1 protein-coding gene is annotated in these 605 nt (G+C 42.1%); it reads left to right on the top strand.

Translation table 11 applies throughout. The features are described from left to right. Positions 1 to 21 precede the first annotated feature (21 nt). The gene (locus R7Q09_RS26855; RefSeq protein WP_029804541.1) at positions 22 to 531 is read left to right on the top strand and encodes a hypothetical protein; all 510 of its coding nucleotides are present in this window, start codon (positions 22 to 24) and stop codon (positions 529 to 531) included. Positions 532 to 605: the final 74 nt, after the last annotated feature.

Genomic DNA, 605 nt, shown 5'->3' with positions numbered 1-605 from the left:
CTCACACCTTAACAGGGCGTTATGTTCTTGGAGGACATGGTGGAATATCAAAGGGACAGGGTAACTTTTGGCGTTTTTCAGACACTTGTTGTAAAGCTGTATAAAGCCCTCGTATTCAAGCTTTCAAACCAAAAAGAGAAGCTAGAATGGCAGCTTCTCTTGATAGCCGATTGTTTACGAATCATTGGGCTTTGTAGGTTAGCTTATCGGATGGCTTCCAAAGTGCATACTTCAACGTCTAGCGTTAAGAACAAGTTCTGGTCAACCCATGTTTCAGGTATGGCTCTGCAATATTCAGGTGACATGATTGGCGCTGAAAAAGCATTCTTAAAAAGCCAGGACTTTGCTTGTGAGCTTTCTTTGAGTTTTAGCTTGCAGCATTTGGGTAAATTGAACGTTGAGGTTGGCAACTATAAACTGGCAGAGCAACAGTTCATAGAAGCATTGGCAATTCGAGAAAAATTGAAACGGGCTGACTTGGTAGAGTCGACTAACAGGGCGATTCGAGGACTACAAAAGCTACGAACATAACAAACTGTTTAAGAGTGATTCGCAACGCGTGGCATTTTTACTATGCGTTGGTTTTAGTGTTTAAGGTGGTATGC

The organism is Vibrio sp. 2130-1, from assembly GCF_033339515.1.
This window is presented reverse-complemented; position numbering and strand designations above follow the sequence as displayed.